Annotated in this window: 14 protein-coding genes; 5 read left to right on the forward strand and 9 right to left on the reverse strand. The window is 35.3% G+C overall.

Annotated elements, in window-relative coordinates:
• Window positions 1-520: 520 nt before the first annotated feature.
• From IGJ44_RS16345 to IGJ44_RS16365, 5 genes are all read right to left on the reverse strand, one after another.
• Window positions 521-1,831 (reverse strand): alpha-glucosidase/alpha-galactosidase, encoded by a 1,311-nt coding sequence (locus IGJ44_RS16345; RefSeq protein WP_167827248.1) that lies wholly within the window; start codon window positions 1,829-1,831, stop codon window positions 521-523.
• A 70-nt stretch (window positions 1,832-1,901) separates the two neighbouring features.
• Complete coding sequence (locus IGJ44_RS16350; protein ID WP_142968616.1) at window positions 1,902-2,513, reverse strand: DUF624 domain-containing protein; 612 nt, start codon at window positions 2,511-2,513, stop codon at window positions 1,902-1,904.
• A 21-nt stretch (window positions 2,514-2,534) separates the two neighbouring features.
• Entirely contained in the window at window positions 2,535-3,368 is an 834-nt protein-coding gene (locus IGJ44_RS16355) for a carbohydrate ABC transporter permease (RefSeq protein WP_167827249.1), read from the reverse strand.
• A complete protein-coding gene (locus tag IGJ44_RS16360) occupies window positions 3,358-4,227 on the reverse strand; it encodes a carbohydrate ABC transporter permease (RefSeq protein WP_016608577.1) in 870 nt (289 codons plus the stop codon). The genes IGJ44_RS16355 and IGJ44_RS16360 overlap by 11 nt, the downstream gene beginning before the upstream one ends.
• Before the next feature lie 29 nt (window positions 4,228-4,256).
• A complete protein-coding gene (locus tag IGJ44_RS16365) occupies window positions 4,257-5,564 on the reverse strand; it encodes an extracellular solute-binding protein (RefSeq protein WP_167827250.1) in 1,308 nt (435 codons plus the stop codon).
• 251 nt (window positions 5,565-5,815) lie between these two features.
• Here IGJ44_RS16365 and IGJ44_RS16370 point away from each other — a divergent pair, with 251 nt between their 5' ends.
• Window positions 5,816-6,034 carry a helix-turn-helix domain-containing protein gene (locus tag IGJ44_RS16370; protein ID WP_167827251.1) on the forward strand — a complete coding sequence of 73 codons (219 nt, stop codon included), beginning with the start codon at window positions 5,816-5,818 and terminating at the stop codon, window positions 6,032-6,034.
• Window positions 6,035-6,111: 77 nt separating this feature from the next.
• Window positions 6,112-6,339 carry a helix-turn-helix domain-containing protein gene (locus IGJ44_RS16375; RefSeq protein WP_016608579.1) on the forward strand — a complete coding sequence of 76 codons (228 nt, stop codon included), beginning with the start codon at window positions 6,112-6,114 and terminating at the stop codon, window positions 6,337-6,339.
• 488 nt (window positions 6,340-6,827) lie between these two features.
• Here the strand turns inward: IGJ44_RS16375 and IGJ44_RS16380 are convergent, their stop codons facing one another.
• A complete protein-coding gene (locus IGJ44_RS16380; RefSeq protein WP_240934923.1) occupies window positions 6,828-8,138 on the reverse strand; it encodes a DNA cytosine methyltransferase in 1,311 nt (436 codons plus the stop codon).
• A 137-nt stretch (window positions 8,139-8,275) separates the two neighbouring features.
• On the opposite strand from IGJ44_RS16380, the gene IGJ44_RS16385 reads away from it, so the two are divergent.
• The gene (locus IGJ44_RS16385; RefSeq protein ID WP_167827253.1) at window positions 8,276-9,256 is read left to right on the forward strand and encodes a HaeIII family restriction endonuclease; all 981 of its coding nucleotides are present in this window, start codon (window positions 8,276-8,278) and stop codon (window positions 9,254-9,256) included.
• 611 nt (window positions 9,257-9,867) lie between these two features.
• On the opposite strand, the gene IGJ44_RS16390 is transcribed toward IGJ44_RS16385, so the two are convergent.
• Window positions 9,868-11,736 carry a GmrSD restriction endonuclease domain-containing protein gene (locus IGJ44_RS16390; protein ID WP_016608584.1) on the reverse strand — a complete coding sequence of 623 codons (1,869 nt, stop codon included), beginning with the start codon at window positions 11,734-11,736 and terminating at the stop codon, window positions 9,868-9,870.
• An 850-nt stretch (window positions 11,737-12,586) separates the two neighbouring features.
• On the opposite strand from IGJ44_RS16390, the gene IGJ44_RS16395 reads away from it, so the two are divergent.
• On the forward strand, window positions 12,587-13,339 hold the full coding sequence (locus IGJ44_RS16395; protein ID WP_167827254.1) for a helix-turn-helix domain-containing protein: 753 nt from the start codon (window positions 12,587-12,589) through the stop codon (window positions 13,337-13,339).
• A 193-nt stretch (window positions 13,340-13,532) separates the two neighbouring features.
• Here the strand turns inward: IGJ44_RS16395 and rpsI are convergent, their stop codons facing one another.
• Together rpsI and rplM are read right to left on the reverse strand one after the other, a co-directional pair.
• Entirely contained in the window at window positions 13,533-13,925 is a 393-nt protein-coding gene (rpsI, locus tag IGJ44_RS16400) for a 30S ribosomal protein S9 (protein WP_003128901.1), read from the reverse strand.
• 15 nt (window positions 13,926-13,940) lie between these two features.
• Window positions 13,941-14,387, reverse strand: coding sequence for a 50S ribosomal protein L13 (rplM, locus tag IGJ44_RS16405; RefSeq protein ID WP_301280258.1), 447 nt, complete (start codon window positions 14,385-14,387; stop codon window positions 13,941-13,943).
• Between the two features lie 406 nt (window positions 14,388-14,793).
• Between rplM and IGJ44_RS16410 the strand changes: the two genes are divergently transcribed.
• Window positions 14,794-16,008 carry an argininosuccinate synthase gene (locus tag IGJ44_RS16410; protein ID WP_167827255.1) on the forward strand — a complete coding sequence of 405 codons (1,215 nt, stop codon included), beginning with the start codon at window positions 14,794-14,796 and terminating at the stop codon, window positions 16,006-16,008.
• The last annotated feature ends 29 nt before the right edge of the window (window positions 16,009-16,037 follow it).

The raw sequence follows: 16,037 nt of genomic DNA on the forward strand, positions 1-16,037 counted from the left end.
AAGAGTTAGATATGTAAATGTATATAAGGTTAAGAGCTGTTAGATGAGCTTTTTAGGGGAATCTCGGAAAACTAAAGATATTCAAAAAATTGTGAATTTACTCCAAATCAATACAAAGCTTTTCTTTCAAGTAATCAAGTTTCTTTAGAGACGCTTGCGCTTTCCTCCTATAGCAGCCCCATACTTAGTCAATCTCAATATTCAGCCACATAATACTTTTGCATATGAATGATCTGTGATTAGATAACGAAGTACTTGTTTTCGTATCATTTCAGATTAGTATTAAAAGAAAGATTCGGTCTAAAATTTCTCAGGTTTTCTATTGAACGAACTTTTTGTGTTGGACCATTTTCTACGCAAGGACAAAAAAATTTCATCAACAAAGTGAACATCTTTGTGACATAACTCCTAATATAACAATAAAAAAGAAGTGAAACCCAAAAATTATTTTACAATTTTTGAGTTCGCTTCTTTTTATAAACTTCCAGCAACATAACAATAGACTAAAGCCGAACTTTCTCTATTTGTACTCTGGTAAATAACCTGCATGGGCTTCAATTAATTCGTCTACTAGGCAAGTAATTGCTTCTAGCGAGAGTTCCGAAGAAAGATGCGGATCTAGGTAAGCTGCTTGATAGATTTTCGACCGGTTCAATGTCAATGCAGCTTCGACTGTTAATTCTTGTACGTTGATGTTTGTTCGATTTAACGCTGCTAACTGGGTAGGTAGTTGACCTACATAGGTTGGTTGAACGCCGTTCTTGTCCACTAAACAGGGAACTTCGACACAGCAGTCTTCAGGAAGATTGGTTATGAGGCCTTTATTCAAAACATTCCCTGCGATAACAGAAGGAGTACCAGTTACAATTGAATCCATAATATATGACGCATATTCATTACTGCGAGTATGGGTTAATTCCCCATTCATAACAATACTTTCCCTCATCTGATTCCAGTCACTAATTTGATTTTCACAGCGGCGCAAATACTCATCTAGTGGAATATCGAAACTATCGATTAATTCCGGGTACAATTTTTTAATAAAGTAAGGATGATACTCCGCATTGTGCTCACTAGATTCAGTAATATAATAGCCAAAACGTTTCATCAATTCAAAACGCACCGAATCTTGATGAGGATGTGGTTTTGCTGCTGCTAGTTCTCTGATTGTTGGATAAAAATCTTTCCCATCTTTTGTCAATTCCAGTAAAAAAGCCATATGGTTGATCCCGGCGATCTTCCACTGAAATTCATTAGCATTATATTGTTCTGAAATCCCAAGTTGCTTAAACAACTCTGACACACAAACTTGCACACTATGACAGAGTCCAACAGTTTTAATTTTCGTTCCTTTCAAAATCCCCATCGTCAACATCGCCATTGGATTGGTGTAATTTAATAACCAAGCTTGAGGGCAGACTTCCTCCATTTCTCTTGCAAACTCTAGCATCACTGGCAATGTCCGTAGGGTGCGGAAAATCCCACCGATCCCCATGGTATCACCAATGGTTTGTCTTAGACCGTATTTTTTGGGAATCTCAAAATCAATCACTGTAGATGGCTGGTAGCCGCCTACTTGGATTGCATTGATGACAAAATCTGCGTCGGTTAAAGCTTCTTTGCGATTCTGATAGGTTCGGATTTTTGCCCGATCATGATTGGCATTTTTATTGATCGTTCTCAACATTAGCTCCGATTCTCTAAGCCGCTGTTCATTGATATCGTATAATGCAATATCAGCCTCAGATAAACTTGGGGTCAGCATCGCATCCCCCAACACATTTTTTGCAAATATCGTACTTCCTGCACCAATAAATGTAATTTTAACCATATACTTGCTCCTCTCAATCTCTTTCATATTTCCTCGCAAAATCAATCTTCTATTTTCCTATTGGCAACATTTACTCCATCGATTGTTTGTCTATTTTCATCTGTAGCAAGACATAATTTTTCAACACTAGATACATTGATACACTTCCAGAAAAAAACAACAGAAACATCGGAAAAAGAAACCCTATACACGCTATGAGAATAAGCAAAGCCAAGACCTTAGCTGTTTGAACTGGAAATGCCAGTGCAAAGCATCCTGCCGAAAAAAAGGTCTGATACATCGATCTTTCCCAATAAACACTGATAGGAAACACATAGACAAGCATGGATAAAGTACCAATAATCGCTAATAGTATGGGAATGCGTAGACCGATAAACAGCGGCTCTTCGGAGGTTAAAACTATGTGAGAATTGATCCCTAAGCTACCGAGAATCAACCAACAGATGCATCCTAACTTATTACTACGAAAAAATACTTTTTTATAGCAAATAAAGAAGTCCTGCGCTGTCCATTCGGTTTCACCATCAATGACGAAGCGCTTTAACAGAATGAAGCTAGTCATCGTAGCTGGAAAAAATCCAAAGAGACCACCCCCTAAAAGGGTAAACCCTAGCCAGAGAATGTTGAGGTACGCAAATTTCATTATCCACTCTAAATACTGTGCCAGTTGATTGATTTTCATTTACTAATCATCCTTTTTTATCTATCCCTTAATCCCTGTCAATGTGATTCCTTCGATAATATAGCGTTGGGCAAACAAATAGACCAGAATAATTGGAATCACCGAAATCGTGGCACCTACCATCATGTACGACCAATTTGTCACATAGAGTCCTTTAAAGTTATTTAGCAACAAAGGAACCGTGAATTTTTCAGGCGTTGAAAGATAAATCAATGCATCCATGAAGTTATTGTACGTGCCCATAAAGATAAAGATCGTCATGGCTGCAAGCGCCGGTTTGATCAATGGTAATATGACACTCCAATAAATACGCGGGATGCTCGCACCATCCATCACTGCCGCCTCTTCTAATTCTTTGGGGATTCCTCGAATAAATTGTCTCAATAAAAAAACTGCAAAGGCGTTAAATAAAGCACCAGGAATGATCAATGGCAAATGCGTGTTTAACCAGCCGAGCTTGTCCATAATCAAATACAATGGAATCATGGTGACTTGCTTAGGAATCATCATTGTCGCTAAAAATAGCAGAAACAGAGCCTCGGAGCCTTTAAATTTCAACTTTGCAAAAGCATAAGCAGCCATCGATCCAGTGAAAAGCTGACTAACAACGACGATGATCGTAATGTAGAAGCTGTTCCAATAGGCGCGACCAAAAGGCATCGCTTGCAATGAATCAAGGTAATTTTGCCAAACAATCGGATTCGGGAACCAAACAGGTGGTATTGCAAAAATCTGTGTCATGTTTTTTAAGGAACTGCCGATCGTCCAGAGAAAAGGAAAGACCATCAAAAAAGAACCAATTGCTAGTAATCCGTGTAAGCACAATTTGCCTACGCTAATTTTCTTATTCTTCATAATGAACCCACCTTTTTTGCGCATAAAATTGAATCAATGTAAGAACCAAAATCGCTACAAACAGGATAACCGCGCCTGCTGCACTTGACCCAAAGCGAAAATCAATAAAGGCCTGCTGATAAATGTGATAAACAAGTGTATAACTGGCTTTCCCCGGACCACCTCGAGTAAGAACAAACGCTTGGTCAAACACTTGAAACGAACTAATAATCGCCATAATGGATAGAAAGAATGTGGTTGGTGAAAGCATCGGTAAAGTGATTTTAAAAAATTGTTGCAACTTACTGGCACCATCCATTTCTGCTGCTTCATAATAGGATTTGGAGATATTTTGAATACCTGCTAAAAAAATCACCATATTGTAACCTAGCTGCCACCAGATACTTAACATAGCGATAGACAGCATCACGATCCGAGTATCCGTCAACCAATTAGGTCCTTGGATACCGATCATCCCTAATACCTGATTCAATATCCCAATATCACCATTTAAAATCCACATCCACATGACGGACACAGAGACTGAGCTTGTCACAACCGGCATGAAGAAGAACAATCGATACACATTTTTTCCAGTACGTTTATTCAAAACGACCGCTAAAACCAGCGCCAAACTCAGACCGATCGGAACAGTGAATAAGGTATAGAGAAATGTATTGTATGTTGCTGTCCAAAAATCAGGATTGGCAAATTGATTGACATAATTCTGAATCCCTACAAACGTCCGAGCACCAAATCCATCCCATGACATGAAGCTCAAGCCAATTGCTATTGCCACAGGAATCAGAGAAAAAATGATGAGCCCCACTAATTGTGGCGTTAGAAATAACCAGGCCCATTTTGTTGTGCTTTTCCTCATCCTACCACCTCCTCATATAATAAGTATTGCTACGGTTGATTGGCTTCGATCAATTCATTGGCTGTGTTTTCCAAGCGTACTACAGCTTCATCAAGATCTAACTGCCCTAAGAAGAGTAGATCCAGAATACTTTCTAATTGATCACTTAGTCCTGGAACCAATGCCTGTTTATCTTCTACTTTACCGATATCTCTGGCATCGATTAAATAGTTGGCATGCTCAGGTATCGTGGCATTTTCAATGATGTCATCTGCTGTCGTCACAGAAGGAACAGCATTCCCCTCATCTTCTAATCGATCCCGTTGTCCTTGCTCCGAAGTATAATAGGATAGAAAGCGCAACGCTTCTTCCTTATTTTTTGAATGATCACCTACTGCTAAATACGCGGTTGCAATAAAGCTAGGCTCGATTTGTTCACCTGTATTAGTAGGATAGGGAATGTAATCAAATTCTAATGCCTCATTTTCGCTGAACATTGGTGTAAACCACCGTCCCGCTGACACAAAGGCTGTTTGGTTGGACATAAACATGGCATCCCCACCTTGCCCCTCTGGCAAAGCCCCTGCATAGGTAAAATTCCCGTCAACTACATTTTTCGTCAAATAAGCAAAGGTTTCTATTCCTCGTTCATTTTCAGGTAAAATAAACGAACCATCTTCCCCATACATTTCTCCACCATTTGACCACAGCCAACTGAAGTAGTGATGTGCACCATTTTCTAGGACATGACCATATTTTCCATTAGCAGTGACCGTCTCATTTATCCTTTGGAAATTATCCCAGGTCCAATTTCCAGATTCATATAACTTTTGCGGTTCGTTAGGATCAAGTCCTGCTTCTTCTAGCACTTTTTTGTTGTAATACAACAACATCGGATTCGAATCGACAGAAACACCGTAGATTTGCTCCCCTCTTCGAGCAGGTCCCCAGATTCCTGAGGCAAAGTCATCAACTTTGACATAGCTATCCTCTGATTCCAAGAAATCTGTTAATTCAATCAATCGTCCAGTCGCAATCAGTTGCGCCATTTGTACCTCCCCTACATAAAATAAGTCAGGAGCTTGACTTCCTTGCAACTGCGTGAGTAATTGCTGCGCATACGTATCACCAGGAGCAGGAATAAGTTCGATGGATACGTTTTCATTTTGTTTCATATAGGCATCAATCGCTCGCTGATATACTTCTTGTTCTGCGGGATTTCCCCAGGCTGTCATGGTTAGCGAAACTTTTCCTTCGTTACTGCCAGACTCCCCTTGATTTGATTCATTGGAACAAGCCGATAGAAACAGGATACTGACAAAACAAACTACCCCTAGCAAACACAATCTTTTTCTCACATAAATTCCTCCTTATAATTGTTTGGTTGAAAATCAACTAAAATCTAAAACTTTTTAATACACTTGGTCTGAAAATAAAGTAGTAAACTCGTAGTAATTTTCCCCCTTTCGTTTACTACGATTGTAGTTTTATTATTGGTTCTTTTAGGAAAGTCTAAGGTGTGTTGTTAAAAGCAAATTATTTTATGCGCTTATCGCATATAATGTCACAACATAAATCTCCTCCCCTAAAATATAAGTGAGGTGATTTTATGTATTATAGAATTCGTGATTTACGAGAAGATAAAGACTTGAATCAAGCACAACTTTCTAAATTATTAAACATTAGCCAAACTACTTACTCTAGATATGAATCAGGAAAGCTAGACATACCGACACAATCCTTGATAAAACTAGCAGACTTTTACTCTACTAGCGTTGATTATTTACTCAATCTAACAGATTACAAAAAGCCTTATCCTCGTAACTAATCTTATTTTATGCGAAAAACGCATAGAAGTCAATATGCATTTTTCGCATAAAGTAGAATGTTATCGAGGTGATAACTATGTTTCAGAGAATCCGTGATTTGCGAGAAGACAACGATTTAACCCAACGCCAAATTGCTACTCTTTTAAATGTTTCACAGTCAACGTATTCTCGGTACGAGAACGGTGCGCTGGATATCCCTATTCAAACGTTGATAAAGTTAGCAAGTCATTATGACACTAGTATTGATTATTTGGTAAATATGACTGATGTAAGAACTTCTTATGGAGAGATTTTAAGCAAGTAATCTAACCGCTTATTGAATTTTTCTCTTAAATTATTTTAATATAATGCGTAAAATTCGAAGTTACAGAGCAAAATGAACTAATTATTATCTACTGAAATTTCAATACATCTAACAAGTTCTTAATATCTTTCCATGTTCATTCTTTGCTCACAATTGAAGTTAAAAAATTTTTATAGAATTTTTTACTAACATTGAAACAAGACGAGTTTTAAAACAGCAAATCTGCACTGATCGTTAAAATTTGTTCTGATAACAAAAAGCATATTCACTAATGCAATCATTCTAAGGTTCAACCTGATCTAAAAAATAATATCATTAGTTCTCACTATCAATTTATATTACGATTCTTCAACGTTTTTTTAGCCATAACATTATAACATACGTAAAAATAAAAAACTGCTTACCAAATCTCGGTAAACAGTTCATAATCAGCATAATTACTAGAAAAAATTGAATCTTTTTTAGATAATCCATTTTTTAAAATACATTTATTGCTTTAGCAGTTCTGGGTGATTGTGGAAAAATTCAATAATAGGACGTACCATTTTCTCACCTAAATACACAGGTACCGCATTACCAATTTGTTTATACTGTTGATTCAATCTGTGGTTTTGAGTAGCATTTCCATTATTACCATCAGAAAAATTGTACCAATCAGGGAATGTTTGAATTCTCGCAACTTCTCTTACGGATAGTCTTCTGTTTTGTGAACCTCTAAATTCCCATAAATCTTTGCCTACATGCTCCATTGGCTCGCCGGCAGGATGCTGTGGTGCCTGTCTACCAGAAGCTTGTATTGTAAATGATTGGTCGTTCCATGTCTTCTTCCTATTCCTTGACATATACATTGAACTATAATCACCCCTGTAATAATCATCAGTTTCATAAGGTAGATCTCCGATAGCATCATATAAGTTAACCCAAGGTTTTTCGGAGGTTCCATGTGTAGCACTTGGACAAGCATACTCAAAATTGTATGTATCAACTATATCTTTTCTAACACCAACAATAAAAACTCGTTCACGGGATTGAGGTACACCATAATCACGCGCGTTGACTAACTGTGTGGAGACTTTATAACCTGCTGCACTAAAGTCTTGTTCAATTTGATTCAAAACTTGACCATTCGCCATTGTCATCAGACCTTTGACGTTCTCTGCTACAAAGAACGCTGGATTTGATTGCATTAAGGCTCGAATATAATGAATATACAAAAAATTCCTAGGATCATCTAATAGTCTGGGTCCTGCTGCGCTAAAGCCTGGACATGGAAACCCGCCCAACATCAAGTTGCTTTTTGGAAAATTAGCTACCTTTCTTATGTCCCTATTATCGCTCACAACAGTATTCATAAAGTTTGCTCGATAAGATTGATTTGCTTCAACAAAAATATCATTTGTATAAATCACATTTAGTCTTGTATTTTGTTTAAGTAAACTTTTTTCAAACTTTCTTTTATCTTTAAAAATTTGGTAAGCTTTTTTTTCCCCATATTCAACAACAAGGTTTGCTAATTCCACCCCTAAGTCAAGACCACCAGCACCACTAAATAGTGACACAACATTTATAGCTCCATTTATATGATTAATATTACTAAACAACTCTTTTTCAAACTTAATGTTTTCATTAGTTGTGTTTTTTAACACTATTGAATTTTCTTCATCTATCTTTTCTTTTAGTACTGACTGAACGGTTGCTTCGTCAAGTGTTAAAGAGGATATAAATTTCTTTTCTATCTCAATATCAGTAATGATATCCGTAACTTCTGGAGTTATTTTAGACTCTTTAATGTTATTCATGTAACTTACCTCTTTTCGCTTTATTAGTGCTGTTCTTACTAATATGAAACATTTTAACATACAATGATTTGTTTGGCCACTTATTTATTTTATGAGACAATAACCTTAAAGAATTAGTAATAGGAGGGTACTTGATAATGCCAGGGATACAAACTAGTAACGGAAAAGCATTTGAATATGCTGTTCTAACAAATTTTTTTAAAGTTTTAACAAATGAAGGATTTAATGTTACTTTAAATCCTTCTCCAGCTTTTCGAACTGCTGAAAATAAATTCAATTCGCTGTCTCATGAAGTAAAGCTGACTATGAGACGTGCAGCTTTAGCAAGTATTGAAACGATTCGTGGCTTTGAACCTAATTTAAAATATGGAGATGAAGAAATTAGATTATCTATTTTAGAAGATAATAAGGGTACAGCTGGAGATGTCAGTGATATCGTTATTGAGAAATTGTCTTTAAATTGGAGAATCGGAATTTCTTGCAAGCATAATCATGCGGCACTTAAACATTCCAGATTATCTCCCACAATCGATTTTGGTAAGTCCTGGTTAGGATACTCTTGCTCTGACAATTATTGGAATGTTGTAAGACCTCAATTCAATTATTTCAGCAGCTTCATTTCCGATCTTCCTAAAGACCGACGACCTACATGGAGCTCTATTGCTGCTACACCTCAAGAAAAAGCTGAACTAATTTATATACCTATACTTAATGCCTTCAGTGATGAATTAATTCGTTTAGCTGATCTTTATCCTGATGTTCCTAGCAAATTAGTTGAATATCTTCTGGGAAGAAAAGACTTTTATAAAGTGATTGCTAACGAACGTGAAAAAAGAACAACTATACAAGCTTTCAATATACATGATTCTCTTTCACAAAATTATGGACCTCATAAAGCTAGTCCTAGAGCTCTATCATTAAGCCGTAAATTACCTACTAAAATTTTCGATATTTCTCTTAAACCAAACGGAAATACGATTAAAGTAACTATGGATGAAGGTTGGGCCCTATCATTAAGGCTACACAATGCAAGTTCAAAAATTGAACCTTCATTGAAATTTGATATACAACTAATTGGTTCACCTAGTTCCTTGACATCCATATCGACATATTGGTAAACCGTATTTTTCACTTACTGTTTTCAGTAAGTGTTTTTTTGTTAGTATATTTACTTTTTTATTTTCCCAAATAATTGTTTAATAAGTTCATTTGATATTTATCAATAAATAACTTTTTACGCCTTTCCTTTCTCATTCAACCATATATAATTCTTTTTTATACATTTATTTCATTTAATTCATAGTTAGCTCTCTTACTTTTTATATACGCTTTTTTTCTTTATACGATTTATTAAACAGGAGATTTTTATCGCTAGATCTATTTTAACCATTTAAAGAAACCCGTTTTTTTATTTCTTATGCTGAGTGACTTAAATTGGCTAAAGTTCATTAATAAAAGGACACTCCCAAAAATAAATTTAGAAGTGCCCAAACATATCGATATATAATGTATAAAGATTAACATTTTAGAGATGTGAAGTTCTACAAACTATATTAAGATCTAGTTAGACAATTCTGAACATTACGTATTTTAAAAGTCATCTTTATTATGGATGTTTGTAGAAAACTTTTAAGGCAAATAGTTTCATCAGAATTCATCAAATTTTAGATGCTTGTTAGTAAAAATTGCTAGCCAAAACAAATTTATTGCACATCATAAAATACTATTGTTAATTATTGTTTTTGCAACATTCATGTACTAAATCTTCATCCTTTGGACCATCAATATAACCCTGACAAACAGTACAACGTGGAATTTCGGAAAGAAATACTTTGTATTTTCTATCGATCTCCATCTGTCTCGGAGTTAATTTGGACTTATTTTTGGATAAGTATGGAAATTTTTCAAAAATATAATTTTCGTTATTCAAAGTAATTGCTTCTAGCACCGTTTTGTAATAGTCCGATATCTCACTATATGCTTTTGAAGACTGGCGTCTCTTTCTAGCAATTGCTTGAACAAATCTTTCATTCTCAACCAAAAATTCTTCAAATGGTTTTCGATGTTTTAAATACTTATTTAATAGTACATTATCGGACATTAGCTCTTTAGTGAACAAAGTAAATCCAAACAAAGAAGAAGTTTTGTAATGCTGATTTGCTCCATAAAAATATACTTTGTTACTGATTTGGAGAAAATTTTGAGAGAAATTACTAAATTTTAAAATAACTGATTCTAAATCTGCAACACTCTCACTTTGATCTTCATCAATTATTTTTAAAACATTATAAACCTTTGAAATTACAAAATCTTCATCAACAGCTCCAAGCATTGGGTAGACGAGGTTTTCTTTTATTAAAGTAGGTAAAAAGAACAACTCAAATATTCTAAAATTACTTTCTGTTTTATATTTTGAATTTTGTCCTGTTCCATGAGATAAAATCGCTCTAGCTAATTTTGAGGTAGGTAACTTATCTTTCTGAATTAGTTCTTTTTCATCATTGGACAAAGTTACCCCTTGCTCGTTTATTCTAATAAATGAATCCTTTACTTTATCGTAGTCGCCCGCAACCCATTGGAGAGGTATTGATTTTTTGGCAATGACTTGCTTAATTGTCTTATATTTTTCATCTTGGCTGGCTTTTATAGTACTATAATTCCCTATTCTTTGATTAAAGTATTCTGATAAGGCATGATGATTATTAGATGAGGATACATTAATATCCCCATAATCATCGTTAACCCATGCAATAAGTGAACTTACCCTGTGTGCGCCATCAATAATCAGCGTATCGCCATCATTTGTCTCCCATAAAATTATGGCTGGTATCAATCCATCTTCTAAAAACGTATCTATCAATTTTTCAACTCTGTCCACACTCCACTCATTTGTATCTCGCTGGAAATATGGCTTTTTTAATTGTTGGTAAAAGAATTGTCCCTTTTCTAAATCTGTTAAAGTAAAGCTAGATCTTCTATCTGCTTGAGCAATACTAGCGGATTCTGTTTCTTCATCTATTTCAACTCGCGGAATTAGATGCTCTAATTGACACTTTGTATTTTTCTTAATCACTTTTCTTTTCACCTCATTTAAAATAATCTGTTTAAATATATCTTTCGATATTTCATTTGTCAGATAGTAGATTTGTCCATCTTGTATTTTCAAGACATCTTTTATATAGAATTTTGTATACTTGTACATTAAATCTAAAAAATAATTTAGTGCACTTCGTTTATTCCCGTCCATAAAAGCATGGACATTGTGATGTGCAATAAACAATTCAACTATAAATTCTAGTTCAGAACTATAGTAACACTTTTTTGAAAAAGTCGCTTCATAACTATGTTTATCTGCGTATTCTCCGGGTTTAAAATTAGAATGTCTTGAATTAATAATCTTCCCATACAATAGATATTTATTTAACAAATCATCATCTAAAAACAACTCTTCCTCTAAAGAAAAGTCACTGTATTCGAGAACCTCTTCTGTTTTAAAATAATTTCGAGGAACATACTCACCATTATCATAATTCTTTAAATTTTGATATGCGTTTTTTTCATTGACAGAGACTACTCTTTCAATATTTATATTTTCCATCTTTCTTTCTCCTATTTTATTTTTTAAATAATAAAAGTATTATACTATTTTTTTCTTTCTTTTCAGCAAACAGATACAAGTATGAAAGAATAATCAGCTACATTAATTAATATCTTGTATGTAAGCTGCTTTAACCAGTTTCATACTGGAAATAAGTATTTTGAAAAATACTTATTAGATAATCAACAAGAGATAATAGAAATGTCCTTCTATTAGGTTTATTCAAAATTAACAAAGACCAATGGGAAGAGATTTTAGCATTTAGTACATTAGTCAATTAGCATTATCACCTATTAGTTTGCAGTAGCAAATGGCGCAATATATCCCTTATTTAGATTAACAACGATTTGAATGAAAAATTCTCCATTTTAAATTTGTTACTATGAATAACAAGAAACTTTTCAATATTTATCAAAGATTAACATTTTAAAAAGAATACTCAATATCAATTAAGAATCTAAAGTCACGGAAATTCCTTAATATCGATCACTCATGCATGGATTTATTAGATAAAATTAGATGTTCGCCGAGAGTCCTTGAACCAATTTTAATCAATAAAGACGCGATTACAGTGCATTTATTCAATTTTACAATAATTTTATAATAAATAATTTTAAAAAACAATAAAGATAAACAAAATAATTGCCTTAATACCAATAATTTTATTGTTAATCATATCACAAAAGAGGGTATCATACATTAATCATTTTTACTTATCATCTTTCCTATGACAAATTACCACATTACTAATAAGTATAAGCTTATTTTATCAAGCATCAACCACTAGTTGATTGATAAAAATCAGAAAAAATAATACTCTAACAATGAAAAGAGAAAGGACGGGATTGAAATGTTACTACAAGATATTTTGAAAACCTTAAGAAACACAAATGGATATACTCAAGAACAAATTGCAAACAAACTTTTTATTTCAACACAAGCTGTTTCTAAGTGGGAAAAGGGATCTTCTGTTCCATCGATAGATAATTTATTAGCATTATCTGATTTGTATGATATTTCACTAGATGAATTGGTTCAAGGCAGTCCATATTTTAAAAAGCCTTATCTTGTTGGAAACAAATATAATGAAAAAAAAGGTTTACTCTTTTTGACTGTTTGGTTATTTATTAGTTTGCTATTCACAGGCTTTGGATATCAGCCATTCTGGATATTTCTTATTATTTTTTCTATAGGAATATTTGTAGTTTTGCCCACAATTTTTAATGATTATTGGGTTATCGAAAGTGATGGTATTTCAATCAAAAAATACTCAAATAATGATTTGCGTAAGCTAATAGATTTATTAACAAATAAAAAAACTAGCAAAAAAATCAACTATGATGGTCTCTTATCAGCAGAAATTATTTACGAAAAAAAAGTACGGCTATCACCCTTTGATTTTGGTTTCGATATGTTCTATCTGCAAATATCATCTGAAGATGGCCAATATAATCTTGATTTCGATGCTTCATTTAAAAATTTTTTACCCCAATTTGTGATGTTTTTAAATAGACATGGTATTGAAGTCATAGATGATCATAATGTCATAGAGTTATTGATTTCAGGAAGATCATTGTATGATTTTTTTAATGATCCTGCGTAATAAGTTTACATATATTCTGTAGAATTTAGTATTAATAATTTTAATCTACTCAGCTATGAATATCATATATTCATACTATTTATCCCAACTAGATAGTATCCATCCATTGCATTATTTGGATATTCTTCACACCAACAAAAAAACGCTCCACAATCTAAATTGCGAAGCGTCTGAAAATATCGATATAAAAAGATTAACGTTTTGAAAACTGTGAAGCTTTACGAGCTTTCTTAAGACCTGGTTTTTTACGTTCAACCATACGTGCGTCACGAGTAAGTAAGCCAGCACGTTTAAGAGCTAAACGGAAATCAGGATCAACTTGTAACAATGCGCGTGCGATACCGTGACGGATTGCACCTGATTGTCCAGCGTATCCACCACCATTTACGTTTACAAAAACATCGTATGAACCTTTAGTTTCTGTAACGCCGAATGGTTGGTTGATTACTTCACGCAAGTCTGCGTGTGGGATGTATTCTTCAACATCTTTTTTGTTAACAGTAATTTTACCAGTACCTGGTACTAAACGTACGCGGGCTACTGCATTTTTACGACGGCCAGTGCCGATATATTGAGCTTGTGCCAATGAAATTCCCTCCTATTAGATTAAGTTTGTGATGTCCAATACTTCTGGTTGTTGTGCAGCATGTGGGTGTTCAGCGCCAGCATAAACATGAAGTTTCATTCCTTGTTTACGGCCTAAAGTGTTTTTAGGAAGCATGCCTTTTACAGAAGTTTCGATCAAACGACGAGAATTTTTAGCACGTAATTCTCCAGCAGAGACTGATTTCAATCCTCCTGGGAAGTTTGAGTGACGGTAATAAATTTTATCGCTTGCTTTGTTACCTGTTAATTTGATTTTTTCTGCATTAATGACGATTACGAAATCGCCTGTATCCACATGAGGTGTGAATGTTGGTTTATTTTTACCACGTAAGACAGATGCTACTACTGCTGAAAGACGACCCATAGGAACATCTGTTGCATCTACTACGTACCATTTACGTTCTACTTCGCCTGGTTTGGCCATATATGTTGTACGCACAATTTTTTCCTCCAATTCAATTTCACGAATGTTTGACATACACTTGAGTTTCCGGGGCTCTTGTGGGGCAAACAATACCATATAACATAATACCTTCTATAAAGCCTAATGTCAACGTAATTCCGCCTCTTTTTGAAAATTTTCTCCATTCATTTTCTGCCATTTTCTCTGAAAAACGAAACTTGTTGTTGCAGACTGCTAAAACTGAATAGATTTATGAATATTATGTATAAACTTTCATCAACAAAGTGAGCATCCACTTCTTTTCCTCAATCACCGATAATAGTATAAAAACCTGATAATCACCAATTTTATGTATAAATATTTAATTTTACCCTTGATTTATTATTTTTATTCTGATAAGATAGCTTCAATCACTTGAAAACACGCGGAAAAGGAGTTAATAAGTATGAAAGAAAAAGTAATATTGGCCTATTCTGGAGGATTAGATACCTCCGTTTCAATTAAATGGTTAACGGACCAAGGATATGATGTGGTGGCTTGCTGCCTAGATATCGGTGAAGGTCGCGACACCCAATCCATTAAAGACAAAGCTTTGGCAGTTGGTGCGATTGAATCTTATGCCATCGATGCTCGCGAAGAATTCGCCCAAGATTTTGTTTTGATCGCTTTACAAGGCAATACTTTTTATGAAAATTCTTATCCTCTTGTTTCCGCTTTGTCTCGTCCATTGATCGCCAAGAAATTGGTGGAGTTGGCATTAGCGACTGGCGCAACGACCGTCGCCCACGGCTGTACCGGCAAAGGCAACGACCAAGTTCGGTTTGAAGTAGCGATCGCTGCTTTAGCGCCTCACTTGAAAGTCATCGCGCCGGTTCGGGAATGGAAATGGTCCCGAGAAGAAGAAATTGCCTATGCAGCGGAAAAAGGAGTGCCGATTCCCGCTGACTTGGACAATCCGTATTCCATCGATCAAAACTTGTGGGGACGTGCCTGTGAGTGCGGCGTCTTAGAAGATCCTTGGGCAACACCGCCAAAAGGAGCCTACGCCATCACGCAAGAATTAGAAGATACTCCTGACGTACCAACGATCGTTGAGATCACCTTTGATCAAGGGGTACCGACCGCCATTGATGGCGAAACGATGAATCTAGCAGAATTGATCATGAAACTGAACCGGATGGCTGGCGAGCATGGCGTTGGTCGGATCGACCATATCGAAAATCGTCTGGTGGGGATCAAATCACGGGAAGTTTATGAATGTCCGGGAGCGATCGCTTTGATGACGGCTCATAAAGAGTTGGAAGATTTGGTCTTTGTACGGGAATTGGCGCATTTCAAACCAATCATCGAGCAGCAATTAGCCCAAGTCATCTATGACGGCTTATGGTTCAATCCATTGACGGAAGCCTTGATTACCTTCCTGAAAAGCACGCAAGTCTACGTCAACGGAATCGTACGTTTGAAATTGTTCAAAGGCAACGTCATTTGTGAAGGACGGAAATCTGAAAACAGCCTGTACGATGAAAACTTAGCAACGTATACTTCTGCAGATACCTTTGATCAGCATGCGGCCATCGGCTTCATCAAATTATGGGGGCTGCCAAGCAAAGTGCACGCTGAGATCCAAGCACAACAGCAACTAACAGAAACATTGATTTAAGTATGCACGGCTGAAGCTGCCGCTTCAGC

Source organism: Enterococcus sp. DIV1368d, from assembly GCF_050542975.1.
Lineage (GTDB): Bacteria > Bacillota > Bacilli > Lactobacillales > Enterococcaceae > Enterococcus_D > Enterococcus_D casseliflavus.